Source organism: Paraburkholderia jirisanensis (assembly GCF_054782355.1).
This window is the reverse complement of sequence record NZ_BAAGSQ010000033.1, coordinates 150,809-173,016: the sequence shown is the minus strand read 5'-3', so window position 1 is coordinate 173,016 and position 22,208 is coordinate 150,809. Positions and strand designations below refer to the sequence as shown.

Genomic DNA, 22,208 nt, shown 5'->3' with positions numbered 1-22,208 from the left:
TGCAAGCGCCCGGGCGCGCTCCGATATGCGCCGACACTCACGTCGGCGCGGCGAACCCGGGCATAATCAGGAACACGCTGTAGCACGCCGGAACACGCTGTGCCGCGCGCCATCGATGCGCGGCGCTTACTCTTCAACGCCTCGCCATTTCCGCTTTCGATGAGACCACCGCGCCTCGATCAACTCGACGACCTCGACCGCAACCTCGTTGCGCTGCTACAGAACAACGCGCGCGAGAGCGTGGCGAATCTCGCGCGTCAGCTTGGGGTTGCGCGTACCACCGTGCTGTCGCGTATCGAGCGGCTCGAGCGCACCAACGTGATCGCGGGCTATGGCGTGCGGCTCGGCCAGGACGTGCTCGATGCGAGCATCTACGCGTATGTGGGCATCATCATCGCGCCGAAGTTCGGGCCCGACGTGCAGAAACGGCTCGGCCGCATGCCCGAAGTGCAACTGCTGTGCGCGGTGAGCGGCGAATTCGATTACGTTGCGTGGCTGCGCGCCGATTCGCCGGAGCGCCTGAACGAACTGCTCGATCAGATCGGCACGCTGGCGGGCGTCGAACGCACTACTACATCGATCATCCTGGCGCGCAAGATCGACCGCGGCACGATCGGTGGTGACCGCGGTTGAGCGAGTGGGGCGAGCGGCTCGGGCTGACACGTTCGGGTCGACACGCTGGGGTTGAGACGCGCGTTTACGCGTTTTTAACAAGTTTTCGTCAAATTGACTGAACTCGTCGTCAGATCGACGAAAACCCTGGTCGATACGCAGCATTCTGCGCGTAGGAACTGTTTCGCCTTCTCCGTAAACTTTGTGCAGGGCTCGCCCGCCACATCGATCGAGACACCGATCAGCACATCGATAAAACAAGGAGAAGCGCATGAAAATTGCCATTGTCGGCGCCGGCCTGATCGGCCACACCATTGCCCATATGCTGCGCGAAACCGGCGACTACGAAGTGCTCGCGCTGGACCGCGACCCGCACGCGCTCGATAAGCTCGCTGCCCAGGGCATTCCCACCCGCCGTGTCGATTCCGCCGATTCCGCCGCGCTGCGCGCCGCAGTGCAAGGCTTCGACGCGCTGGTCAACGCATTGCCGTACTACCTCGCAGTGAATGTCGCGTCGGCCGCGAAGGGCGCCGGGGTTCACTACTTCGATCTGACCGAGGACGTGCGCGCCACCCACGCGATCCGCGCGCTCGCCGATGGCGCGGATCACGCGTTCATGCCGCAATGCGGTCTGGCGCCGGGTTTCATCGGCATTGCCGCGCATGAGCTGGCCAAGCGCTTCACCGAGATTCGCGACGTGAAGATGCGGGTCGGCGCGCTGCCCGAGTTTCCGACCAATGCGCTGAAGTACAACCTGACGTGGAGCGTCGACGGGTTGATCAACGAATATTGCCAGCCCTGCGAAGCGATTCGCGACAACCGCACGCAATGGGTGCAGCCACTCGAAGGACTCGAGCATTTCTCGCTCGACGGCATCGAGTATGAGGCCTTCAATACGTCGGGCGGGCTCGGCACGCTATGCGAAACGCTGGCGGGCCGGGTCGAATCGCTCGACTACAAGTCGGTGCGCTACCCGGGCCATCGCGATCTGATGAAGTTCCTGCTCGAAGACCTGCGGTTTGCCACCGACCGCGACACGCTGAAGACGGTCATGCGCCGCTCGGTGCCGTCGACCGCGCAGGATGTCGTGCTGGTGTTCATCACGGTGACCGGCCTGCGCGACGGCCAACTGGTGCAAGAGGTGTTCACGCGCAAGATCTTCGCGAAGACCGTGTGCGGCATGCCGATGAGCGCGATCCAGATCACCACCGCCGGCGCGATGTGCGCGGTGCTCGACCTGTTCCGCGAACAGCAATTGCCGCAAAGCGGTTTCGTGCGTCAGGAACAGGTGCCGCTGCGCGAGTTCCTTGGCAACCGCTTCGGCCAGTTGTACGAAGGCCAGCCGCTCGATGCGATGGCGACGGTCTGAGCGTCGGCGCGGGGGCGTCGCTTAGGTGCCACGTAGGTGCCACGTAGGTGCCGGTCGGCTGTCTGGTTGATCGGCGCCGGCGTGTGGCCGTTCTCCCTTCTTCTCTACAGCGGGCTGCCCGGCGCAAGTGGGTGGCCCGCGATCTTTTGCAGCAATGCGTCGAAGTCGGCCTGTGTGGGTGCGGTGTTGTCGAACACCAGCACGCCGGTACGCGCGCTGTCTGCGAGTTCGAAGCGGCGTTGCCGGTATTCGTCCCAATGCGCGAGCTTGTACGCATCGGCGGGGTCGCCGCGCGCGGCGATGCGCGCATGAGCGGTGGCTTCCTCCGTGCTCACCCAGACGACCTGCAACCGGATGTCGCCGGCGATGTCCAGCCACGCGCGATCGAACAGCCGCCGCTCGCGAATCTCGCGCGACAGCGGCGCCACCACCAGCACGCTGACGCCTAGCCGCAGATTGTCGCGCGCGGTATCGATCAGCCCGCCGTATTCGGGGTCGCGCAGATGCTGCAGGAACAACGGGCTGTCGCGATCGTGCGGGTCGCCGGTCAGCGCCTGCATCGTCGCGGCGCCGGTGCGGCCGTACAGCGTGTCCTTGTCGAGCAGACAGAACGGCTCTCCGGTTGCCTGCATCAGCGGACGCAGCAGCCGGCGCGCGAGCGTGGTCTTGCCGGTGCCCGCATGGCCGCAAAAAAACGTCAGGGAGCTCACGTGGACGGAGGATCGGTGGGCGTGCCAGCTGCGCCATGCGTCTCGCGCAGGTCGGTGTCGTGCATCAGCTTGCCGCTTGCTTCGAGCCACATCACGTTGATGATGCCAAAGCCCAGCGCGACGCCAATGCCGAGCATCCAGCTGAAATACCACATGGAAACCTCCCCGCCTTTATGCCGCTGTTCTGCACCGAACGTGCGCCGATCTTGACCGGGAAGCGCGCCGCACGCAAGCGTCGCGGCAGGTCGTGCACCGCCCCCGGAAAATTCCTTTCATTTTCATTCTCCCGGTGATAGCATTGATATCACATTCGGAGGTCCGGAGATGGGAATGCCCAACTTGCTGGTTCGTGGTCTGGATGAAGCGCTGGTGCAAAGCCTTCGTGAACGGGCGGCGGCGCATGGTCGTAGCGTCGAAGCAGAACATCGGGAAATACTGGCGCAGGCATTGCACCAGCCCCCAAAGCTCAGCTTCGTCGAATTGCTGGTGAAGATGCCCGATGTCGGTGAGGATGCCGATTTCGAGCGTGTGAATAACAGTGATATTGGGGAGGGCAGAGATGTATTTGATTGATACCAATGTCATTAGCGAAATTCGCAAGCACAGTCGCGCCGACAAGGGTGTGCAGGCGTTTTTCGCACGTGCGAAAGAAGAAGGCCTGAAGCTGTATCTGTCGGTCGTGACGGTCGGCGAGTTGCGGCGCGGCGTCGACCTGATGCGCTATCGCGGTGATGCCGATCAGGCCGCGCGGCTTGAAGGGTGGCTCAATACGATCGTCGAATCGTTCTCGAGCCATATCCTGAAGGTCGACGACGACGTCGCGCAAACGTGGGGCCGCTTGCGCGTGCCGCACGCCGAGCATTCCATCGACAAGCTGATCGCCGCGACCGCGCTGATCTACAACCTCACCGTCGTCACGCGCAATACGCAAGACTTCGCCGACACCGGCGCGCGCGTGATGAACCCGTTCGGCACCTAGCTGCAACGAGTCTTGCGCGCCGAGGTCCAGGCTCGCGCCGTCAGCGCATGCCAGCGTTCTACACTGCGTAGCATTTGCAAGCAGCCGCAACCCGTTCCCCGCCGTTGCGGCGCATGCCATCGTAGTGAGCCTGAAGTTAGTTAGGCTGCAGTTACCGCGCAGTTTCCCCGCACCTACCTTTATCCGTTCACGGAGACGAGTCATGCCGCGATCCAGCCGGACCCCTGCGACCTTGACTGACGCGTTGCGCTACGTACTGCTCGCCGTCGTCACCGCATGCATCGCGGCATGCGGGGCAACGCCCGCCGAGCCGGTGCCGTTCAAGGCAGTGCCCGCCGAGCGCATCCTCAAGCAAGGTCCGATGGAACCCGGCAACGGCAAGCCTGCCGTCGACCTGCGGCGCGAACGCTCGGACGACGTGATCGTGCGGTTTCGCAGCGCCCAGGTCTATGTCGACGGTGAGCAGGTCACCGATCTGATGAACGGCGAACATGTGACGTTCTATCTGACGCCGGGCACGCATCGTCTGGCGGTGTCGACGCAGTTCGATCCGGTGCGCGAACTGCAGTTTGTCGTGACCGCGGACCCGCGCTACACGAACCGCGCGAGCGTGACGTTCGACCGCGACCACCGCATCGTGCTGCGCCGGGTCGCGCAATAGCGAAATACCGCGGTGCGCAACCGCGGTGTAAAACCGTGGTGTACAACCGCGGTGTAAAACGACGTGCAGCGAAACCACGCACCGCTCCGATTCGACAGATCGCTTCCCGCACCCTAACATCGCCCGTACTATTGACGGCCCGCGCGGCCCGCGCCGTGCGTTGCCGAGCCATGATCCCGTATCCGTTTGTAAGGTATTCACCATGTTGATCAATTGCGCTGCGTACCAGGACGGCCGGAAGCTGGCCGATATCGAAATCGACGACATCAGCGTCTATGTGGCGAAACCGGAGTGCTTCGTATGGGTCGCGCTGAAGGATCCGGGCCCCGGTGAACTCGAAGTGCTGAAGCACGAGTTCGGCCTGCACGAACTGGCCATCGAAGATGTGCGCAATGGCCACCAGCGGCCGAAAATCGAAGAGTACGGCGAGGTGCTGTTCGCGGTGATGCACACGCTCGAACTCGACGACGACGGCGAACTGCTGATCGGCGAGGTCGATGTATTCGTCGGCAGCAACTTCGTGCTTTCGGTACGCAACCGCACGCGTCACGGTTTTCAGGAAGTGCGTGCGCGCTGCGAGCGCGAGCCGCAGTTGTTGAGGCAGGGCGCCGCGTTCGTGCTTTACGCGCTTGCCGACAACATCGTCGATCGCTACTTCCCGATTCTCGAAACGCTCGGCAGCAAGATCGAAGAGATCGAAGACCGCATCTTCTCGAAGCACACGCTGGCCGCGTCGCGCGCGATCATCGAAGACCTGTATTCGTTAAAGCGCCGCCTCGTGCTCATCGAACATCACGTCGCACCGCTGCTCGAGGGCATGAGCCAGTTGACCGGCGGGCGCATCCCGACGGTTTGCGACGGCATGCAGGCGTACTTCCGCGACATCTACGACCACCTCGACCGGATCGTGCGCACCATCGAAGGCCGCCGCGAAATGATCGTCACCGCGATCCAGGTGAACCTCGGCATGATCTCGCTGGCGGAAAACGAAGTGACCAAGCGGCTCGGTTCGTACGCCGCGCTGTTCGCGGTACCGACGATGATCGCCGGCATCTACGGCATGAACTTCGAGAAGATTCCGGAGTTGCACTACGCGTATGGCTATCCGATCTGTCTCGGCGTGATGGCGGTGGTCGATATGATCCTGTACTGGCGCTTCCGGCGCGTCGGCTGGTTATAGAGCGTGGCTTGGGCGTGGCTAGAGCGTGCAAGGCACGACGCCCAACGCGGCAGGTGCAGTGCGCAACATATGCAGGCCAGACCATGACCATACCGGGTGGGTCTGCGGTGCGGCGCAACACCTGCAAACGTTGACACGAGTAAGCTGATGCGTTGAGAATAGCCCCGCAAACGTTTGCGAGCGCTGATAAATAAGGCTTAACGGCTTAGGGCAACCCCCTGGCCTGCCGTCACTAACAACAGGAGATAAGAGCAATGAACCAACGCATTCGTCGCCGCGTGCTTGCCGCCGCGGTTGCCCTGACCGCCGTCGCCGCACTGCCGTATACGCCGGCTTACGCGCAGGCCGCCAAAAAACCGAAGGTCGCGCTGGTCATGAAGTCGCTCGCCAACGAGTTCTTCCTGACCATGGAAACCGGCGCAAAAGATTATCAACAGCACAACTCAGCTGCGTTCGATCTGATCACGAACGGTATCAAGGACGAAACCGACACCGCCAACCAGATCCGCATCGTCGAGCAGATGATCGTGTCGAAGGTCGACGTGATCGTGCTGGCGCCGGCCGATTCGAAGGCGCTCGTGCCGGTCGTCAAGAAAGCGGTGGATGCCGGCATCATCGTCGTCAACATCGACAACCGGCTCGATCCCGACGTACTGAAATCGAAGGATCTGAACGTGCCGTTCGTCGGCCCCGACAACCGCAAGGGCGCGGAGAAAGTCGGCAACTACCTCGCGCAGAAGCTGAAGGCCGGCGACGAGGTCGGCATTATCGAAGGCGTGTCGACCACCACCAATGCGCAGCAGCGCACCGCGGGCTTCAAGGACGCGATGCAGAAAGTCAATGCAAAGGTGGTATCGGTGCAGTCCGGCGAATGGGAAATCGACAAGGGCAATGCGGTTGCCTCTGCGATGTTGAACGAGTATCCGAACCTGAAGGCGCTGCTGGCCGGCAACGACAACATGGCGATCGGCGCGGTGTCGGCGGTGCGGGCCGCAGGCAAGCAGGGCAAGGTGTACGTGGTCGGCTACGACGACATCAACGCGATCAAGCCGATGCTGAAAGACGGGCGCGTGCTGGCCACGGCCGATCAATACGCGGCCAAGCAGGCGGTGTTCGGTATCGATACCGCGTTGAAGGCGTTGTCCGAGCACAAGAAGCAGTCGCAACTGTCCGGCGTAGTCGAAACGCCGGTCGATCTCGTGACTAAATAGTGGGTAAAAGCGGCAAGCAATGCGCATTAGCGTGCGTGAATCGCGAACGCTATTGCGTCTCTGGCGAAGGCTTGCACGCTGAATCTATGCGCATTGATTCACCGTTTCGAATTTCACTGCGGTTATTCAATAAACGTTAAAGAAATCTGTCGCGTAGCCGTTATCGAGTTAAGCGTCATGACGGCCAACGCGGCGCATATTTGCGTCCGGCATGGTGTGCGTGGGGCATGCGCCGAACGGGCGCCCGGCTTGCCGGGCGTCGTTCGAAAACGGTTCGGGGGGACCGGTGCGTGCCTTGTGCGCAATATGTCGACATGACCTGCGTGGCTGTCCTGCGCTGCCTCGTCCGCCGACGGTACCCGGCGGACGAGGCCCGCTGCGGCGGCCGGAAACCTCGAACATAATGGATTTGACCGACCCTGACGCATCACCTGCCGTCCTGTCCGTGACCGGAATCGGCAAGACCTATGCCGAACCGGTGTTGTCCGATATCGCGCTTACGCTGCGCGCCGGCGAAGCATTGGCGCTGACTGGCGAGAACGGCGCAGGCAAAAGCACGCTGTCGAAAATCATCGGCGGCCTCGTTACGCCTACGGCCGGCACCATGCAACTGGCCGGCGCTCCGTATGCGCCGACTAGCCGCACCAGTGCCGAGGCGCTGGGTGTGCGCATGGTGATGCAGGAGCTGAACCTGCTGCCCACGCTGTCCGTCGCCGAGAACCTGTTTCTGAATCGCCTGCCGCGCGCGAAGTTCGGCCTCGGCTGGATCGACCGCGGCACCTTGCGCAGCGACGCGCGCGACGCGATGGCGCAAGTGGGGCTCGACGCGATCGATCCCGACACGCTGGTCGGCGAACTGGGCATCGGCCATCAGCAGATGGTCGAGATCGCGCGCAATCTGATCGGCGATTGCCGCGTGCTGATTCTCGACGAGCCGACCGCCATGCTGACGGCGCGCGAAGTCGATCTGCTGTTCGAGCAGATCGATCGCCTGAAAGCACGCGGCGTCGCGCTGGTTTATATCTCGCATCGGCTGGAAGAACTGGCGCGCGTCGCCGAGCAGATCGCGGTATTGCGCGACGGCCGGCTGGTGCGGGTCGACGCGATGGCGAACCTGACCAGCGACCAGATCGTCACGCTGATGGTGGGCCGCGAAATCGGCGAGCGGATCGACCTGGGCGAGCGCCGGATCGGCGCGCCGCTGTTGAAGGTCGATGGACTGGGCCGCGCGAACGTGGTGCGCGACGTGTCGTTCGAGGTGCGCGCCGGCGAGATCTTCGGCGTCAGCGGGTTGATCGGCGCGGGGCGCACCGAGTTGATGCGGCTCATCTATGGCGCCGACCTGAAAGACCGCGGCACGGTGTCGCTCGCCGCCGCACCGGGCGTGCCGCCCACGCCGGTGCAGATCGGCTCGCCGGCCGATGCGGTGCGGCAAGGCATTGCGCTGATCACCGAAGACCGCAAGGGCGAAGGATTGTTGTTGCCGCAACCGATCGCCGCGAACATCTCGCTGGGCAACATCGGGCGGATCGCGCGGCATGGCGTGGTCGACGCGGGGCGCGAAAACGCGCTCGCACAACAGCAGATCGACGCGATGCATATCCGCACGTGGGGGCCTGCGCAGCCGGTCGGCGAGCTGTCGGGCGGCAACCAGCAGAAGGTCGTGATCGGCCGGTGGCTCGCGCGCGACTGCAAGGTGCTGCTGTTCGACGAGCCGACGCGCGGCATCGACGTCGGCGCCAAATTCGAGATCTACGGGCTGATGGGGGCGCTCGCCCGCGAGGGGCGCGCACTGGTGGTGGTGTCGAGCGACCTGCGCGAGCTGATGCTGATCTGCGACCGGATCGGCGTGATGTCGGCCGGCCAGTTGACGGGCATGTTCGAACGCGACGGCTGGTCGCAGGACGCGCTGCTGGCGGCGGCGTTTGCCGGCTATCGCAAGCGCGAAGCGCTGCTGAGCAAGCCGGCGGGACAAGTGGGTACGGAAGCGCGAGGAGGACTGCAATGAACGAGCGTCAAATCGACCCGCAGTCCAACCCGCGAGGCGCGGCGCAGTCAACCGCGCAGCCGGCCGCACAGCCGGCCGCCGCGGCCGACCCGTCGGCGCCGCTGGCAAGCGGCAAACCGGCCGGCACGCGGCTCGGCTTTTCGAATTACCTGGGGCTCGCCGGCGCGCTGCTGGCGATGATCGCGCTGTTCTCGGTGCTGAGTTCGCATTTCCTGACGTACGACACGTTCATCACGATCGCGAACCAGATTCCGGATCTGGTCGTGATGTCGGTCGGCATGACCTTCGTGCTGATCATCGCGGGCATCGACCTGTCGGTCGGTTCGGTGCTGGCGCTGGGTGCGTCGGTGGTCAGCGTGGTGGCGCTGAAGTGGCACTGGGGGCCGCTGCCGGCCGCGGCGCTCGGCCTCGCGGCGGCCGCGCTGACCGGCGCGATCACCGGCGGGGTGACAGTCGGCTGGCGCATCCCGTCGTTCATCGTGTCGCTTGGCGTGCTCGAAGCGGCGCGTGGCCTCGCGTACCAGATGACCAACTCGCGCACCGCCTATATCGGCGACGCCTTCGATTTCCTGTCGAACCCGATCGCGCTCGGCATTTCGCCGGCCTTTCTGATCGCGGTGGCGGTGATGATCGTCGCGCAGCTGGTGCTGACGCGCACCGTATTCGGCCGCTATCTGATCGGCATCGGCACGAACGAGGAAGCGGTGCGGCTGGCGGGGGTCAACCCGAAGCCTTACAAGGTGATCGTATTTGCGTTGATGGGTGCGCTGTCGGGGCTCGCGGCGCTGTTTCAGATCTCGCGGCTCGAAGCCGCCGACCCGAATGCGGGCGCCGGCGTCGAGCTGCAGGTGATCGCCGCCGTCGTGATTGGCGGCACGAGCCTGATGGGTGGGCGCGGTTCGGTGATCAGCACTTTTTTTGGCGTGTTGATCATCTCGGTGTTGGCGGCCGGGCTGGCGCAGATCGGCGCAAACGAGCCAACCAAGCGCATCATTACGGGCGCGGTGATTGTGGTGGCGGTCGTGCTGGATACGTACCGCAGTCGCCGCAAGCGTGTCTGACGAGGATCGCGCGGCGGCGGTATGGCAGCAGCGCGCCGCGGCGCGCATGACATTTTGCAGGCATGACGGCGGCGGCGTGGGCCGTGCCGAGGCGCGGTAAATACAGGCAGGGAGCAACAGGATATGGCGACGATCAAGGATGTAGCGGCGGCGGCGGGCGTGTCGTTTACGACGGTATCGCACGTCGTGAACAACTCGCGGCCCGTTTCGGCGGATGTGCGGGCGAAGGTCGAACGCGCGATCCGCCAGCTGAACTACGTGCCGTCGGCGGTTGCGCGTTCGCTGAAAGCGCGCTCGACGACAACGATCGGCCTCGTGGTGCCGAACAGTACGAACCCGTATTTCGCGGAGCTGGCGCGCGGCATCGAGGATGGTTGCGCGCGCAATGGTTACTGCGTGTTCTTCTGCAATTCCGACGACGACCCTGCAAAGCAGCGCAGCTATCTGCGCGTGCTGCAGGAAAAGCGTATCGATGGCTTGATCGTCGCGTCGGCCGGCGACGATGCGGTGCTGGCCAAGACCCTCGCCAATTCGCGCGAGCCGCTGGTGATCGTCGATCGCAACATCGAAGGCGTGAAGGCGGACCTCGTGCAGATCGACCACGAGAAAGGCGCTTATCTGGCTACGCGCCATCTGCTGCAGCTGGGCCACGCGAAGATCGGCTGCATCACCGGGCCGGTCGAGACCGCGGTGAGCGCGATGCGCGTGCACGGCTTTATTCGCGCGATGTCCGAACGCGGCATCGATATTCCGCCGGATGCGATCGTCGAAAGCGATTTTTCCGGCATGGGCGGACATTGGGCGGCCAGCAAACTGTTCGATACGATGCAGCCGTCGGCGATCTTCGCGTGCAACGACATGATGGGCATCGGCGCGCTGCGTGCGGCCGCCGAACGCGGCATGCAGGTGCCACGCGACTGCTCGATCATCGGCTTCGACGATATCGAGCTCGGGCGCTTTACGTATCCGGCGCTGTCGACGGTGGGCCAGTCGGTGCGCGCGCTCGGCGACCTGGCCGCGCAGACGCTGATCGACCGCGTGACGGGCGGCGCAAGCGGGGCGCCGAGCCGGCGCCGGGTGATCGCGCCGAGGCTGGTGTTGCGCGAATCGACCGCAGCGTGGGTCGGTGCGCGGCGCAAAGGCAGCGTGCCGGCGTGATGGATGCGGCCGCAACGCGGTGTGCGGCCCGCGGCTGGTTTGAGCGGGACATGCAGCGGCCGCCGTGCCGCTGTGCAACTGAATAAACAAACGAAGGAGACAACAGCGTGGCATCGACTCAAGCGCGCGCGCGGGTGGCCGTGGTCGGCAGCCTGAACATGGATCTGGTGGCACGCGCGGCGCGCCTGCCGCAGCCCGGCGAGACGCTCGCCGGACAGAGCTTCGCGCAGGTGCCGGGCGGCAAGGGCGGCAATCAGGCGGTCGCGGCCGCGCGCCTCGGCGCGCAGGTGGCGATGCTCGGCCGGGTCGGCGCCGATGCGAACGGCGCGCAACTGCGCGCCGGGCTCGAAGCCGAGCAGATCGACTGTGCGGCGCTCGAAACCAGCCCGTCGGCGCCGACCGGCGTCGCGCTGATCATCGTCGACGACGGCTCGCAGAATGCGATCGTGATCATCGCCGGCAGCAACGGCGAGCTCACGCCGGACACCATCGCGCGCCATGAAGCGGTGCTGGCTGCCGCAGACGTAGTGGTGTGCCAGCTGGAAACGCCGCCGGATGCGGTGCAGGCGGCGCTCACCGCGGCGCGCCGGCTCGGCAAGGCCGTCGTGCTGAACCCCGCACCTGCCACCGGGCCGCTGCCGGCCGGCTGGTTGCCGCTGATCGACTACCTGATCCCCAACGAAACCGAAGCGGCCATGCTGACCGGCCTGCCGGTGGGCACGCCGGAAGAGGCCGCGACGGCGGCGGCCGCGTTGCGCCGCGCGGGCGCGCGCAACGTGCTGGTCACGCTTGGCGCGCAAGGCGTGCTGGCCGTGCTCGACGACGGCGTGCCGCAGCATTTCGCAGCACCGCGCGTGGCCGCAGTCGATACGACCGCGGCGGGCGACACCTTTATCGGCGGCTTTGCCGCGCAGCTCGCGCAAGGCGCGGCGGTCGGCGATGCGATCCGTTTCGGCCAGCGCGCAGCAGCGCTGTCGGTGACGCGCGCCGGCGCGCAGCCGTCGATTCCGACGCGCGCGGAGCTGGACGCTTCGTAAGCGTCGGCGCACCGACTTTCAGATGCCACGACGGCCGGCCGGCAAGGCCGGCCGTCGACGTTTACAGCGGTGGATTGCTTTCACCGAACGGTGCCTGATGACCAGCCTGGCACAGCAGCAACTCGCGCTGCCACGCCTCAGCAACGCCGCAGCGCAATAGGTCGTATCCCTTAGTAAATTCTGGTTGTGACGAGCACATGAACCGGCGTTGCAGCTTTTACGTATGCATTAGGGATAATCCTCATACTATATAGAATTTTCAAGATTCCTTAAGTCTTGTCGTAAACGCGCTCAGAGCGCCGCACAAAAGAAGGCGTCGTTTTCAGTCACACACGCACAGACTGCATCCGCAGCGACCACTCTCGACAGGCACAGGGAAAAATGAGCAAAGGCATGACGATCAACGCGCGCATCGGCGTGGCGATGGCTTTTCTGGCCGTATTGCTGGCGGCAATCGGCGTTCTGGGACTATTTGGCATGAACCGCGCGAACGACGCGGCGCACAGCACATACAACGAGGAAATGCCGGCCGCGGTAGCGATCGACAAGATGGAGATGTTCGCTGCGCGCGAACGCCTTGCGCTGGACCGCGCGGCGTTCCTGCTCGGCACACCGGAAGTGCCGGCCACGCTCGGGCGCGCGCGCGAAATGCGCACCCAGGCCGAGGACGGCTGGAAGCGTTACCTGTCGCTGCCGCGTGACGCCGAGGAAGACCGCGTCACCCAGCAGGTCACCGCGAAGCGCGACGCGTTGTACCAGGTGATGGACCAGTTCGTCGCGATCGTCAGCGCCAACGAGCAGGCCAAGGTGGTCGACGGCGCCAAGCGGCTGCAGGTCGCCTACAACGACATGGCCAATACCGCCGACGAACTGCGCAAGTTCCAGTTCAATTCGGCGCGGGTGGACTACGAGTCGTCGCAAAGCACGTTCGCGACGTTTCGCATCGTGTGTATCGCGGCGATCGTCGCCGGGCTCGCCGCGGCGCTGTTCTCGTACCTGACGCTGCGTCGCGCGATCGCGCAGCCGCTGGCAGACGCGCTCGACCATTTCGACGCGATCGCCGCCGGCGATCTGCGCCGCCCGGTGGTCGCCCGTTCGCGCGACGAAATGGGGCAGTTGATGGACGGCATCGCCAGAATGCAGCGCAGCCTGACCGACACGGTGCGCTCGGTGCGTACTGGCAGCGACTCGATCGCCACGGCCACCCGCGAAATCGCAGCCGGCAATATCGACCTGTCGTCGCGTACCGAAGAGCAGGCTTCCGCGTTGCAGCAGACTGCGGCGAGCATGGAACAGCTGACCGGCACCGTGAAGCAGAACGCCGAAAATGCCCGTCAGGCGAGCCAGCTGGCTGCCAACGCGTCGGAGATTGCTAACAAGGGCAGCGCGGTGGTCGGCCAGGTGGTCGGCACGATGGGCGAGATCAACCAGAGCTCGACGAAGATCGCCGACATCATCGCGATCATCGAAGGCATCGCGTTCCAGACCAATATCCTTGCGCTGAACGCGGCGGTCGAAGCGGCGCGGGCCGGCGAAGAAGGGCGCGGCTTCGCGGTGGTCGCAGGCGAAGTGCGCAGCCTCGCGCAGCGCTCGTCGGCGGCGGCCAAGGAGATCAAGGAGCTGATCGATACCTCGGTCGAGCGCGTGCAATCGGGCACCGCGCTGGTCGACGAGGCGGGCCGCACGATGACCGACATCATCAGCGCCGTGCAGCGTGTGACCGATATCATGGGCGAGATCGCCGCGGCGTCGAGCGAGCAGAGCGGCGGCATCGACCAGGTCGCGCGCGCGGTCACGCAGATGGACGAGGCGACCCAGCAGAACGCCGCGCTCGTCGAACAGGCCGCAGCTGCCGCGCAGTCGCTCGAGGATCAGGCGCAAAAGCTGCGCAAGGCGGTCTCGGTGTTCGACGTCGAAGAGGCGTCGCTCGCGGGGAACCCGCTGGGTAACCTGGGTAGCCAAGGTTACCGGCCGCTGTCCGGCAGCGCGCCGCGCGAGCCCGGTTTTGCCGCGCGCAGCACGAGCGCGGTGCGGCCGTCGCCAAGGCGTGCGCCAAAAGCGAACGCGGCGGCGCTGAAGCCGGCGACTGCGCCGATCGCCACTGCGTCGTCGAAGCCTGCCGCGCCCAGACCCGCAGCAGTGGCTGCCACGGCAGCGGCTGATCTCGACTGGGAAACCTTCTGACACAGTTGTCGATACAACCGGTTCGGTGCGCGCTGCACGCGGTTCACGGGTAGCGGAAATAGTTACACGGCATGCGCGTAGCGGCGCGCGCGTCGAGCTCCGTGAAGCGTGCCGCGCGGCCCGCCGTGCAGCCTGATCCTGCACGGCTTCGTTACGGTTGGCGGCGCGCGCGCAACGTCGCTGCCGCAGCAGCCGCGCCGTTCGCGCGCGCGGCAGCGCAGGCTGCGACGCTGCGGCAACCATCCCCTTGTTGAGCCCCCTGATCCTTCTGGCATTCTCTGTGCTGGAATCGACCCGGCGTGACTTTGTTCCGGTACATTCTCAGGCGCGGCTGCCCCTTTTGTTGCTTGCACCTGCGGTGCATAGCGGGTGCCGAGGCGGCAAGAATTCCGAAAGCGCATTAAAACCGCTTCCAGCCAGAATGAAAGAGACTGAAAGCCGGCGTTCGCGTGTCTCTGAATCTGCGGCGGTCCGCCTGAGCGCGCACGTTGTCTTCGTATTCCGGTTACACGCCAGCCAGAAAGGAACGACATGACGCAACCTGATCTGACGCAACGCCTGATCGCGGCCCGTCGCCAGCATCGCGCAATCGAAACGCTGCCGGCCGAAAGCCTGCCGCCCGACGCCGCCACAGCGTATGCGATCCAGCAGGCGGTGATCGCCGGGCTCGGCGTGCGCACCGGCGCGTGGAAAATCGGTGCCAAGTCGCCGGGCGGCGATGCGTCGGGGGCGCCGATTCCCGCGTCGCTCACTTATCAGTCGCCGGCGCGGCTCGAGCGTCAGGCGTTCTTTCACGTGCTGATCGAACTCGAAATCGCGTTTCGCTTCGCCGGGCCGGTCGCGCCGCGCGGGCAAACCTATGCGCGCGACGAAGTGCTCGCGCTGGTCGGCAGCGCGTTGCCGGCACTCGAAATTGTCGACAGCCGCTTTGACGAGTGGCCGAACGTCGCGCTGCTCGCACAACTTGCCGATGCTCAAAATAACGGCGCGCTGGTCGCCGGCCAGCCCGTGCCGTATGCGAGCCTCGTGCGCCATTTCGACTTCGTGTCGCCGGCCCTCGAACTGAGCTTCGAGAATGCGTCTCTGGTGCCCGACGCACCGGGCAATCCGGCAGGCGATCCGCGCGAACTGCTGGTCTGGTTCGTCAATCATTGCGCGGCGATGGGCATCACGATCGAGCCCGACTGGACCATCACTACCGGCTCGTACGTCGGCGCACACAGGATCGGCGAGCCGGGCATCGTGCGCGGCCGTATCGATGGCCTCGGCGAAGTCGAAATCGAATTGACGTAAGCATAGGGGGCGCACGCGGCGGGCCGAGCGTGCGCGCTTCGTGCTACTGCTTCGTGCGGAGCATCGCAGCAGTGAATATCGATCGCGCATCGCATGCAGCCATCGCGTATTTACCGATGCAGACATTGCAAGCCCCGATCGTTATAAGGCTAAGGGCATCTGTTACAGCGGACGCGCGAGGCGGGGGCACGCACACGCATCGATGCATGCCGGTGCGAACCGCATTGAGCTAACCCTGCGCACGACGCGGGTATCGGAATGAATCGCCGCGCTGCAACGTTTGCATCATGTGCGTAGCGTTATCTGTAACGTCGTCTGTAACGCTATGTGTAACGTCACATTGCAGAGACGAAGGGCAAACGCTACCGGCAGGTTGGCTCCGGCGTTGTCAGTTAGCGTTGAACGAAATGCGGTATGCGGGGCCGAATGTCTGGCACGTGCCGATGCGAAACGTGTAACAGCAGGTTGCAGTGTCGACGTTGGTGCGGCTCGTGCGTTAACGTAAAGGCGGTAATGCGGTAAATGCGGTCACCGTGGTCACAGTAATAACAGCGCGTGAACCAAGATGTAACAGCGCACGCCACGCATCCATGCATCACGTACGCGCGCTGTGCCACCAGGTGTGATTGCGTACGGGTAAATGCGGGAGCGTGCAGGTCGGGCATGCCTCCATGTGGCGCAATATCGGCTGCAATGTGGGGCGGCCAACGGCGCGCGCAAGACGTGTTTGAGAAGGTGCCGAAAACGCTTGAACGACACGTGCAGGGCAGCACGTTTTCGCGCATTGAGGTAGCTTGCATGCAGTACTGCAATCGCGCAGCAGGGCCGCTTTGATTCGCGCATCGATCGTCGCGAGCGGCGCAAGATTGTAGGTGGACGAAACGGCGATCACAAGTGAAGCTTGCCAGTGTTCGCTGCCACGCGATTTCTTAACGTAGTTCGTGAAAAAAAATTTAAAAGGGTTTAGGATGAATTCGAGCGATGTCGTTTCCTGATAGCGCGCCGCGCACGGCATCGAATCAGACTTCGGCGAGGAGGTAGCATGGATATCTACAGCAGTTTCGCGACCCGCTTCGAGAGAACCAGAGAGGAGGAGTTTTCACTCGAAGAGTACCTCGCGCTCTGCAAAGACAATCCCGCCGCGTACGCCACTGCTGGCGAACGCATGTTGACGGCAATCGGAGAGCCTGAACAGATCGATACGCGTAACGACCCGCGCACGTCGCGGATCTTCGCGAACAAGGTCATCAAGGTATACCCCGCGTTCCGTGAGTTCTACGGAATGGAAGAAGTCATCGAGCAGGTCGTGTCGTACTTCCGGCATGCTGCTCAGGGGCTCGAAGAGAAGAAGCAGATTCTCTATCTGCTGGGGCCGGTAGGCGGTGGTAAGTCGTCTATTGCTGAGCGTCTCAAGCAACTGATGGAACGCGTGCCGTTCTATTCGATCAAGGGTTCGCCCGTCAACGAATCGCCGCTTGGGCTATTCGATTACGACGAAGACGGCCCGGTGCTCGAAGAGCAATACGGCATTCCGCGTCGCTATTTAAAGAGCATTCTGAGCCCGTGGGCCGTCAAGCGGCTGCACGAGTACAACGGCGACATCCGCAAGTTCCGCGTGGTGCGCCGCTATCCTTCGGTGCTGCGTCAGATCGGTATTGCGAAGACCGAACCGGGCGATGAAAACAACCAGGACATTTCGTCACTGGTCGGCAAGGTCGATATCCGCAAGCTCGAGCAATACGCGCAAGACGATGCCGATGCGTACAGCTACTCCGGCGGTTTGTGTCTGGCCAACCAGGGCTTGCTCGAGTTCGTCGAAATGTTCAAGGCGCCGATCAAGGTGCTGCACCCGCTGCTGACCGCGACCCAGGAAGGCAACTTCAAAGGCACGGAAGGATTCGGTGCGATTCCGTTCGATGGCGTGATCCTCGCGCACTCGAACGAGTCCGAATGGAAAGCATTCCGCAACAACCGTAACAACGAAGCACTGCTCGACCGGATCTTCGTCGTCAAGGTGCCGTATTGCCTGCGCTACTCGGAAGAAATGAAGATCTACGAGAAGCTGCTGCGCAACTCGTCGCTGGCCACCGCGGTGTGTGCGCCGGGCACGTTGAAGATGATGTCGCAGTTCTCGGTGCTCACGCGTCTTCAGGAACCCGAGAATTCCAGCCTGTTCTCGAAGATGCAGGTGTACGACGGCGAGAACCTGAAAGACACCGATCCGAAAGCGAAGTCGTTCCAGGAGTATCGCGATTTCGCCGGCGTCGACGAAGGCATGACGGGGGTATCGACCCGCTTCGCGTTCAAGATCCTGTCGCGCGTGTTCAACTTCGATACGAGCGAAGTGGCAGCCAACCCGGTGCATCTGATGTACGTGCTCGAACAGCAGATCGAGCGCGAACAGTTCCCGCCGGAAACCGAACAGAAGTTCCTGTCGTTCATCAAGGACGTGCTGGCGTCGCGTTACGCGGAGTTCATCGGCAAGGAGATCCAGACCGCGTACCTCGAGTCGTACTCGGAGTATGGTCAGAACATCTTTGACCGCTATGTCACGTATGCGGACTTCTGGATTCAGGACCAGGAATTCCGCGACCACGACACGGGTGAGAGCTTCGATCGCGCTTCGCTGAACGCCGAGCTCGAGAAGATCGAGAAGCCGGCGGGCATCAGCAATCCGAAGGACTTCCGCAACGAGATCGTGAACTTCGTGTTGCGCGCGCGGGCGGCCAACGGCGGCAAGAACCCTGCGTGGATCAGCTACGAGAAGCTGCGCGTCGTGATCGAAAAGAAGATGTTCTCGAACACGGAAGAACTTTTGCCGGTCATCTCGTTCAATGCGAAAGGGTCGGCGGAGGAACAACGCAAGCACGAAGACTTCGTCAACCGGATGGTCACCAAAGGCTACACGCCGAAGCAGGTGCGGCTCTTGTGTGACTGGTATCTGCGCGTGCGCAAGTCGTCATGACACGTGTGATGTGCAGCCCGCGCGGCGGGTTCGAGCAACAGCGAACCGTGCTCGCGTGGGCCTTCTGCGAGTCGCAGGCTGCATGGACCTGAGGTTGCATGCACCACTTGCGTCTCGCGTGTTCGAAATCGGAGCGGGAGACTGGGTGTGCTTCATCAAATCATCGACCGCAGGCTGGCAGGCAAGAACAAGAGCATCGCAAACCGCGAGCGCTTTCTGCGCCGCGTAAAGGGCTACATTCGGCGCGCCGTGTCCGACGCGGTGCGCGACCGTAGCATCAAGGACATTCAAACCACGCAGAGCATCACGATTCCGCGCAAGGACATTGCGGAACCGTCGTTCCGGCACGGGCCGGGCGGCCGGCGTGAAATGGTGCATCCAGGCAACTCCGACTACATCCGCGGCGACAAGATTGCGCGCCCGCAAGGCGGTGGAGGCGGGGGCGGCGGTGGCAGCGCGAGCAACGAAGGCGAAGGCCAGGACGACTTCGTGTTCGAGCTGAGCCGCGAAGAATTCATGCAGTACTTCTTCGATGACCTCGAACTGCCGCGTCTGGTCAAAACCCATCTGCTCGCGGTCCCGACGTGGAAGGCCGTACGTGCGGGTTGGGCGGCCGAAGGCACGCCGAACAACATCGACGTGGTGCGCTCGCTGCGCAGCGCGTTGGGCCGGCGCATTGCGCTCGGTGCGCCGCTCGTCAACGATCTGCACGAGCTCGAAAAGCAGCTCGAAGAGATGAAGGCCGATCCGGCCGATCGCCGCGACGAGATCAAGCTGCTCGAAGAAGAGATTCACCATCTACGCGGCCGCATCTGGCGCATTCCGTTTATCGATCCGTTCGACCTGCGTTACGTGAACCGCGTGAAGCAGCCGGAGCCATCGAGCCAGGCGGTGATGTTTTGTCTGATGGACGTGTCGGGCTCGATGGACGAGCAGCGCAAGGATCTCGCGAAGCGCTTTTTCATCCTGCTGTACCTGTTCCTGAAGCGCAATTACGAGCGTATCGAGGTGGTGTTCATTCGCCATCACACGCGCGCTGAAGAAGTGGACGAAGACACCTTCTTCCATTCAACCGAAAGCGGCGGCACGGTCGTATCGAGCGCGCTCGAGCTGATGCAGAAGATTCTCGACGAACGCTATTCGCCCACTGAATGGAATATTTACGGCGCGCAAGCGTCGGATGGAGATAACTGGACCGACGATTCTCCGAAATGCCGCAAGATCCTTGCAGATGACATTCTCGAGAAGGTAAGGTATTTTGCGTACATCCAGGTGACGCCGGAAGAACAGAACCTGTGGCTCGAATATGCGCAGCTTGCGCACAGCGTGCCGCATATGGCGATGAAAAAGGTCGAATCAGCCGCGGACATTTACCCTGTGTTCCGCGAACTGTTCGAAAAGCACGTGGAAGCATGACCAATCGACACTCGCAGGACGACGCGCCCGGTTCCGAGCCGGAGCGCAAGAAAGGCGTGCAGACGGATAGCAAGGTGCAGCATGCCGACGCCGGTGCCGGCGCACACAAGACGTATGTGCCGGATTCCGGAAAAGGCGGGCCGCAGCAGGCTGCTCGCGCACAAGGACAAACCGGGGCGCCCACCCAAGGGCAAAGGGAAGTCCGTATGAACGTTGCCGACCGACGGCCGTTGCCGTGTCCGTCCGACTGGACCTTCGAACTGATCGAAGAGTACGACACTCATATTTCGCATGTTGCAGAGCAATATGAGCTCGACGTCTATCCGATCCAGCTTGAACTGATCAGCTCCGAGCAGATGATGGATGCGTACGCATCCGTCGGTATGCCGGTCAACTATCGCCACTGGTCGTTCGGCAAGCACTTCCTTGCCACCGAGAAGAGTTATCGACGCGGGCAAATGGGCCTCGCGTACGAGATCGTCATCAATTCGAATCCATGCATTGCGTATCTGATGGAAGAGAACACGATGACGATGCAGGCGCTGGTGATCGCGCATGCGGCCTACGGCCACAACTCGTTCTTCAAGGGCAACTACCTGTTCAAGCTGTGGACCGATGCGCACGCGATCGTCGACTATCTGGTCTATGCGAAGAACTACATCGCCGAATGCGAAGAGCGCTTCGGCCTTGACCGGGTCGAAGAGCTGCTCGATTCGTGTCATGCGCTGATGAACTACGGCGTCGATCGCTACAAGCGGCCGCAGAAACTGTCGCTGCAGAAAGAGTTTGCCGCGCGCCGCGAACGCGAGGCGTACCTGCAGTCACAAGTGAACGAACTGTGGCGCACGCTGCCGAACAAGCATGTGCCGTTGCCCGAGGAAGCGGAAGATCGTTATCCGCCCGAGCCGCAGGAAAACCTGCTGTATTTCGCGGAAAAGAACGCGCCGCTGCTCGAGCCGTGGGAACGCGAAGTGATCCGCATCGTGCGCAAGGTCGGCCAGTATTTTTATCCGCAGCGTCAGACCCAGGTAATGAACGAAGGCTGGGCGACGTTCTGGCATTACACGCTGCTCAACACGATGTACAACGAGGGCAAGCTCGAAGACGGCTTCATGATGGAGTTTCTGCACTCGCACAGCAACGTGGTGTACCAGCCGCCGGTGACGAAGCCTTACTACAGCGGGATCAACCCGTATGCGCTGGGCTTTTCGATGATGAGCGACATCCGCCGCATCTGTGAAAACCCCACCGAGGAAGACCGCAAGTGGTTCCCGGAACTGGCGGGTAGTCCGTGGCTGCCGGCGATGCACTACGCGATGCGCAATTTCAAGGACGAGAGCTTCGTGGCGCAGTACCTGTCGCCACATCTGATTCGCGAAATGCGCCTGTTTTCGGTGCTCGACGACGACATGCGCGATGCGCTCGAAGTGTCGGCGATTCACGACGACAGTGGTTACCAGTACGTGCGCCAGTCGTTGTCGCGGCAGTACGACATTCACCACCGCGAGCCGAACATCCAGGTGTGGTCGGTCAATACGCGCGGCGACCGGAGCCTGACGCTGCGCCACTTCATGAGCGACAACCGGCATCTGTCCGGCGATAGCGATGAAGTGCTGAAGCACATGGCACGGCTGTGGCAGTTCGACGTGTATCTGGAAAGCGTCGACGAAAACGGCACGGTGCGCAAACGCTACGAGTGTCGCTACACAGCACCGACGATCCGGGCCTAGCGCGCTTACGGTACTTTCTGATCGCTTACGGCGATCCGGTTAAAAAGCCAGCCTCGACAAGGCTGGCTTTTTTGTTTTCCAGCCCGCGCACACCATCCAATGCTGCAGCGCGGGCCGCGTTTTCATGAGGATTTTGTATAGAGCACGTCTGGAACAAGCGCGATATCGGGTAACATTCGGACTCCGCGAATTCTTACATATAGATAAAATTCGCAGAGTGGCGCGATGCGTCCTGAAAGCAACGCTGAAAGCGGCAATACGACCGCTCATTCCATTCCAGACAGGAAGACAAAGCATCATGGTCGATCAGACTGTATTTACCTCCTCCGCGCAGGACACGCGCCGGCGCATCTTCGCGATCGTCGGCGCGTCGTCGGGCAATCTCGTCGAGTGGTTCGATTTCTACGTCTACTCGTTTTGCGCGCTGTATTTCGCGCCGGCCTTCTTCCCGAAGGGCGATACCACCACGCAGCTGCTCAATACCGCCGGCGTGTTTGCCGCGGGCTTTCTGATGCGGCCGATCGGCGGCTGGTTTTTCGGGCGCCTCGCCGACAAGCGCGGGCGCCGCTTCGCGATGATGGTGTCGGTGTTCATGATGTGCGGCGGCTCGCTGGTGATCGCCGTGTTGCCGACG

At 63.0% G+C, this 22,208-nt stretch carries 19 protein-coding genes; 17 read left to right on the top strand and 2 right to left on the bottom strand.

Going from position 1 to position 22,208, the window contains the following annotated elements; translation table 11 throughout:
• Nucleotides 1-159 precede the first annotated feature (159 nt).
• Entirely contained in the window at nucleotides 160-633 is a 474-nt protein-coding gene (locus ACYVNQ_RS32855; RefSeq protein WP_460908959.1) for an Lrp/AsnC family transcriptional regulator, read from the top strand.
• Nucleotides 634-883: 250 nt separating this feature from the next.
• Nucleotides 884-1,981: a saccharopine dehydrogenase family protein gene (locus ACYVNQ_RS32850; RefSeq protein WP_460908957.1), complete on the top strand. Its 1,098-nt coding sequence runs from the start codon at nucleotides 884-886 to the stop codon at nucleotides 1,979-1,981.
• A 104-nt stretch (nucleotides 1,982-2,085) separates the two neighbouring features.
• On the opposite strand, the gene ACYVNQ_RS32845 is transcribed toward ACYVNQ_RS32850, so the two are convergent.
• A complete protein-coding gene (locus ACYVNQ_RS32845; protein ID WP_460908955.1) occupies nucleotides 2,086-2,691 on the bottom strand; it encodes an AAA family ATPase in 606 nt (201 codons plus the stop codon).
• Nucleotides 2,688-2,846, bottom strand: coding sequence for a cytochrome bd-I oxidase subunit CydX (gene cydX / locus ACYVNQ_RS32840; RefSeq protein ID WP_460908953.1), 159 nt, complete (start codon nucleotides 2,844-2,846; stop codon nucleotides 2,688-2,690). Before cydX ends, ACYVNQ_RS32845 begins: the two co-directional genes overlap by 4 nt.
• Nucleotides 2,847-3,021: 175 nt before the next feature.
• Between cydX and ACYVNQ_RS32835 the strand changes: the two genes are divergently transcribed.
• The 15 genes from ACYVNQ_RS32835 to ACYVNQ_RS32765 all read left to right on the top strand — a co-directional run.
• Nucleotides 3,022-3,264, top strand: a complete 243-nt coding sequence (locus ACYVNQ_RS32835) for a FitA-like ribbon-helix-helix domain-containing protein (RefSeq protein ID WP_460908951.1) — start codon at nucleotides 3,022-3,024, stop codon at nucleotides 3,262-3,264.
• Nucleotides 3,251-3,670 carry a PIN domain-containing protein gene (locus ACYVNQ_RS32830; RefSeq protein WP_460908949.1) on the top strand — a complete coding sequence of 140 codons (420 nt, stop codon included), beginning with the start codon at nucleotides 3,251-3,253 and terminating at the stop codon, nucleotides 3,668-3,670. Before ACYVNQ_RS32835 ends, ACYVNQ_RS32830 begins: the two co-directional genes overlap by 14 nt.
• A 202-nt stretch (nucleotides 3,671-3,872) precedes the next feature.
• Nucleotides 3,873-4,331: a hypothetical protein gene (locus tag ACYVNQ_RS32825; protein WP_460908947.1), complete on the top strand. Its 459-nt coding sequence runs from the start codon at nucleotides 3,873-3,875 to the stop codon at nucleotides 4,329-4,331.
• Nucleotides 4,332-4,533: 202 nt separating this feature from the next.
• Nucleotides 4,534-5,511: a magnesium/cobalt transporter CorA gene (corA, locus tag ACYVNQ_RS32820; RefSeq protein WP_460908945.1), complete on the top strand. Its 978-nt coding sequence runs from the start codon at nucleotides 4,534-4,536 to the stop codon at nucleotides 5,509-5,511.
• 254 nt (nucleotides 5,512-5,765) lie between these two features.
• Nucleotides 5,766-6,722: a substrate-binding domain-containing protein gene (locus tag ACYVNQ_RS32815; RefSeq protein ID WP_460908942.1), complete on the top strand. Its 957-nt coding sequence runs from the start codon at nucleotides 5,766-5,768 to the stop codon at nucleotides 6,720-6,722.
• Between the two features lie 403 nt (nucleotides 6,723-7,125).
• Nucleotides 7,126-8,730: a sugar ABC transporter ATP-binding protein gene (locus tag ACYVNQ_RS32810; protein WP_460908940.1), complete on the top strand. Its 1,605-nt coding sequence runs from the start codon at nucleotides 7,126-7,128 to the stop codon at nucleotides 8,728-8,730.
• Complete coding sequence (locus ACYVNQ_RS32805) at nucleotides 8,727-9,791, top strand: ABC transporter permease (protein ID WP_460908938.1); 1,065 nt, start codon at nucleotides 8,727-8,729, stop codon at nucleotides 9,789-9,791. The genes ACYVNQ_RS32810 and ACYVNQ_RS32805 overlap by 4 nt, the downstream gene beginning before the upstream one ends.
• A 123-nt stretch (nucleotides 9,792-9,914) precedes the next feature.
• Nucleotides 9,915-10,949, top strand: a complete 1,035-nt coding sequence (locus ACYVNQ_RS32800) for a LacI family DNA-binding transcriptional regulator (RefSeq protein ID WP_460908936.1) — start codon at nucleotides 9,915-9,917, stop codon at nucleotides 10,947-10,949.
• 107 nt (nucleotides 10,950-11,056) lie between these two features.
• Nucleotides 11,057-11,986, top strand: a complete 930-nt coding sequence (rbsK, locus tag ACYVNQ_RS32795; RefSeq protein WP_460908934.1) for a ribokinase — start codon at nucleotides 11,057-11,059, stop codon at nucleotides 11,984-11,986.
• Between the two features lie 393 nt (nucleotides 11,987-12,379).
• Complete coding sequence (locus ACYVNQ_RS32790) at nucleotides 12,380-14,170, top strand: methyl-accepting chemotaxis protein (protein ID WP_460908932.1); 1,791 nt, start codon at nucleotides 12,380-12,382, stop codon at nucleotides 14,168-14,170.
• Nucleotides 14,171-14,701: 531 nt separating this feature from the next.
• The gene (locus ACYVNQ_RS32785) at nucleotides 14,702-15,463 is read left to right on the top strand and encodes a 2-keto-4-pentenoate hydratase (RefSeq protein ID WP_460908930.1); all 762 of its coding nucleotides are present in this window, start codon (nucleotides 14,702-14,704) and stop codon (nucleotides 15,461-15,463) included.
• A 1,042-nt stretch (nucleotides 15,464-16,505) separates the two neighbouring features.
• Nucleotides 16,506-18,428 (top strand): PrkA family serine protein kinase, encoded by a 1,923-nt coding sequence (locus ACYVNQ_RS32780; protein ID WP_460908928.1) that lies wholly within the window; start codon nucleotides 16,506-16,508, stop codon nucleotides 18,426-18,428.
• Between the two features lie 147 nt (nucleotides 18,429-18,575).
• Nucleotides 18,576-19,844: a YeaH/YhbH family protein gene (locus tag ACYVNQ_RS32775; protein WP_460908926.1), complete on the top strand. Its 1,269-nt coding sequence runs from the start codon at nucleotides 18,576-18,578 to the stop codon at nucleotides 19,842-19,844.
• A complete protein-coding gene (locus ACYVNQ_RS32770) occupies nucleotides 19,841-21,574 on the top strand; it encodes a SpoVR family protein (protein ID WP_460908924.1) in 1,734 nt (577 codons plus the stop codon). Before ACYVNQ_RS32775 ends, ACYVNQ_RS32770 begins: the two co-directional genes overlap by 4 nt.
• Nucleotides 21,575-21,872: 298 nt before the next feature.
• Nucleotides 21,873-22,208, top strand: a 336-nt coding sequence (locus tag ACYVNQ_RS32765) for an MFS transporter (protein WP_460908922.1), incomplete at its 3' end; no start/stop codon positions are given.

What these genes read in the sequence shown, in the direction of transcription:
- ACYVNQ_RS32855 (WP_460908959.1), top strand. Translation starts at nt 160, where the DNA reads ATGAGACCACCGCGCCTCGATCAACTCGACGACCTCGACCGCAACCTC.
- ACYVNQ_RS32850 (WP_460908957.1), top strand. Translation starts at nt 884, where the DNA reads ATGAAAATTGCCATTGTCGGCGCCGGCCTGATCGGCCACACCATTGCC.
- cydX (WP_460908953.1), bottom strand. Translation starts at nt 2,846, where the DNA reads ATGTGGTATTTCAGCTGGATGCTCGGCATTGGCGTCGCGCTGGGCTTT.
- ACYVNQ_RS32835 (WP_460908951.1), top strand. Translation starts at nt 3,022, where the DNA reads ATGCCCAACTTGCTGGTTCGTGGTCTGGATGAAGCGCTGGTGCAAAGC.
- ACYVNQ_RS32830 (WP_460908949.1), top strand. Translation starts at nt 3,251, where the DNA reads ATGTATTTGATTGATACCAATGTCATTAGCGAAATTCGCAAGCACAGT.
- ACYVNQ_RS32825 (WP_460908947.1), top strand. Translation starts at nt 3,873, where the DNA reads ATGCCGCGATCCAGCCGGACCCCTGCGACCTTGACTGACGCGTTGCGC.
- corA (WP_460908945.1), top strand. Translation starts at nt 4,534, where the DNA reads ATGTTGATCAATTGCGCTGCGTACCAGGACGGCCGGAAGCTGGCCGAT.
- ACYVNQ_RS32815 (WP_460908942.1), top strand. Translation starts at nt 5,766, where the DNA reads ATGAACCAACGCATTCGTCGCCGCGTGCTTGCCGCCGCGGTTGCCCTG.
- ACYVNQ_RS32810 (WP_460908940.1), top strand. Translation starts at nt 7,126, where the DNA reads ATGGATTTGACCGACCCTGACGCATCACCTGCCGTCCTGTCCGTGACC.
- ACYVNQ_RS32805 (WP_460908938.1), top strand. Translation starts at nt 8,727, where the DNA reads ATGAACGAGCGTCAAATCGACCCGCAGTCCAACCCGCGAGGCGCGGCG.
- ACYVNQ_RS32800 (WP_460908936.1), top strand. Translation starts at nt 9,915, where the DNA reads ATGGCGACGATCAAGGATGTAGCGGCGGCGGCGGGCGTGTCGTTTACG.
- ACYVNQ_RS32790 (WP_460908932.1), top strand. Translation starts at nt 12,380, where the DNA reads ATGACGATCAACGCGCGCATCGGCGTGGCGATGGCTTTTCTGGCCGTA.
- ACYVNQ_RS32785 (WP_460908930.1), top strand. Translation starts at nt 14,702, where the DNA reads ATGACGCAACCTGATCTGACGCAACGCCTGATCGCGGCCCGTCGCCAG.
- ACYVNQ_RS32780 (WP_460908928.1), top strand. Translation starts at nt 16,506, where the DNA reads ATGGATATCTACAGCAGTTTCGCGACCCGCTTCGAGAGAACCAGAGAG.
- ACYVNQ_RS32770 (WP_460908924.1), top strand. Translation starts at nt 19,841, where the DNA reads ATGACCAATCGACACTCGCAGGACGACGCGCCCGGTTCCGAGCCGGAG.